The organism is Tateyamaria sp. (genome assembly GCF_059783535.1).
In genome coordinates this window covers 24,083-26,647 of the sequence record NZ_JBYNDP010000049.1, presented here as the reverse complement: position 1 = coordinate 26,647, position 2,565 = coordinate 24,083, and the positions used below count along the sequence as shown (strand labels likewise).

General features: G+C 60.9%; 2 protein-coding genes and 1 pseudogene. All 3 read left to right on the top strand.

Annotated features, from left to right (window positions below):
* A pseudogene (locus AC6RA8_RS11385) lies at positions 1–317 on the top strand (Gfo/Idh/MocA family protein); the annotation flags it as partial.
* A gap of 12 nt (positions 318–329) precedes the next feature.
* On the top strand, positions 330–1,226 hold the full coding sequence (locus AC6RA8_RS11380; protein ID WP_500352871.1) for a TIM barrel protein: 897 nt from the start codon (positions 330–332) through the stop codon (positions 1,224–1,226).
* Between the two features lie 3 nt (positions 1,227–1,229).
* Positions 1,230–2,384, top strand: coding sequence for a Gfo/Idh/MocA family protein (locus tag AC6RA8_RS11375; protein WP_500352870.1), 1,155 nt, complete (start codon positions 1,230–1,232; stop codon positions 2,382–2,384).
* Positions 2,385–2,565 lie beyond the last annotated feature (181 nt).

The window sequence follows — 2,565 nt, the reverse complement described above, 5'->3', positions numbered from 1 at the left end:
GCGCGATCCGCTTCGATGGCGAAGACCAGAACGCCCTCTGGCTCTACACCGCCGAGGGGCCCGAGGCCGAGCGTGGCTTTCGCAAGATCCTCACCGGCCCGGCACATCCGGACTACCTGCCCTTCTGTCAGGGACCAGGTCATGGAACGGGTTATCAGGACCAGATCATCATCGAGGCCAAGGATTTTCTTACCGCGATCCACACGGGTGAACCTGTGTGGCCCACGTTCGAGGAAGGCTTGCGCGTCAATCAAGTTGTGGCTGCGGCCCTGGCGTCCTCTCGGGCAGAGGCATGGGTCAACGTGGCGGATTTCTGAAAGGTTCAAGACATGATCAAGATCGGCAATGCCCCCTGTTCCTGGGGCGTGGAATTTGCAGACGACCCACGCAATCCGGCCTGGCGCAAGGTGCTGCAGGAAAACGCGGATGCGGGCTATACCGGGATTGAACTGGGGCCTGTCGGCTTCATGCCCGAAGATCCCGCTGTATTGGGTGACGCACTGGAAGAGTTTGGGCAGGAACTGGTGGGCGGAGTCGTTTTCCGTCCTTTCCATGATCCGGATGCGTGGGACGACGTCCTCGACGGCGCCGTGCGCACCTGCAAGGCGCTCAAGGCCCATGGCGCGCAACACCTGGTGCTGATCGACTCGATCTCCGAACGCCGCGCACCCACCGCAGGCCGCGCAGATGAAGCCGAACAAATGGACAAGGCCGAATGGACCGCTTTCCGCGAGCGCATCGCGACGGTCGCCAAAATGGGGTCAGAAGAGTATGGGCTAACGGTCGGCATGCATGCTCACGCCGCTGGGTTCATTGACTTTGAACCTGAGTTGGAGCGCCTGCTGGACGAGGTTGACGAAAGCATCCTGAAAATCTGCTTCGACACCGGGCACCATTCCTATGCGGGCTTCGACCCCGTGGCGTTCATGAAACGGCATATCGCCCGCATCAGCTATATGCACTTCAAAGACATCGACCCGAAGGTCAAAACAGACGTGATCGCAAACCGCACCGGGTTCTATGACGCCTGCGGTCAGGGCATCTTCTGTAACCTTGGCGACGGCGATGTCGATTTTCCCGCCGTGCGACAAGTGCTGCTGGACAACGGGTTCGACGGCTGGTGCACGGTTGAACAGGATTGCGACCCGGCGGGTGACACATCCCCCATCGACGACGCGAAATTGAACCGCGCCTATCTGCAATCCATCGGATTTGAAGGAGCCTGAGCTATGGCAAAGCTGCAATGGGGTATGATCGGCGGCGGTGAAGGCAGTCAGATCGGACCGGCCCACCGGCTCGGAGCCGGGTTGGACGGGCTTTTTGACTTCACCGCAGGCGCGCTGGATCACCGGCCTGAAGAAGGACGTGAGTACGGTCAGCGACTCGGCTTGGGCGACCGCGCCTACGGCTCGTGGCAAGAGATGTTGGAAGGCGAGCAAAAGCGGGATGATCGCATCGACCTTGTGACCGTTGCCACACCCAATGCCACCCACTACGAGATTACCAAGGCCTTCCTTGAGGGTGGGTTCCACGTGCTCTGCGAAAAGCCGATGACCATGACGGTTGAGGAAGGGCAGGAGATCGTCGAAATCGCCCAGAAAACCGGCAACATCTGCGCTGTGAACTATGGCTACACAGGCTACTCCCTTGTTCGGCACATGCGGGCCATGGTCGCGCGTGGTGATATCGGCAAGGTGCGGCTTGTGGTTGCTGAATTCGCTCACGGCCACCACGCCGACGCCACGGACGCAGACAACCCCCGCGTCCGCTGGCGCTATGACCCGGCACAGGCGGGTGTTTCCGCACAGTTTGCCGATTGCGGCATCCATGCACTTCACATGGCCTCTTTCGTCACGGGGCAAGAGGTCGCGAAACTGAGCGCCGACACAGTGTCCTGCATCGATGTGCGCACGCTCGAAGATGATGCCATGGTCAACTTCCGAATGGATGGCGGCGCGGTCGGGCGGCTCTGGACCTCGTCCGTTGCCATCGGGCGGCAGCACGGGCTGGGCATCCAGGTGTTTGGCGAAACTGGCGGCCTACGGTGGAGCCAGGAGCACCCCAACCAGCTGTACTACATGCCGCTGAACGAACGGCTGCAAGTGATCGAACGGGGCGAAGCGAATCTGTCACCCGAGGCGGATCGCACCACCCGCGTCACCATCGGCCATGCGGAGGGCATGCCACTTGCCTTTGCGAATATCTATACCGACCTCGCCGAAGCGATCCGAGCGCGCAAGGAAGGTCGGTTGATGGACTCGGCGGCAAACCTGTATCCGCGGGCTGAGGACGGGCTACGCTCTATGGCAGCCGTGTTCGCAGTGGCCGAAAGTGGTCAGAAGGACGGCGCCTGGCTGGATGCCCGACCACCGATGTTTCGATAAGCTGAACAATCGGCATGCGGTTATCCACGGGGAGCCGCAACATATTACCAACTCAAGGCCGAATGCTCACCAGACCCAGCGCGGGCGATGATCGTGCTGCCTCAGCGGCGCAGCTTGTCTTTTGCCCGGTGATACAGGCTCCGGTTGGCATCGACGAACTGTCTAATGAAGGGCGCCAACA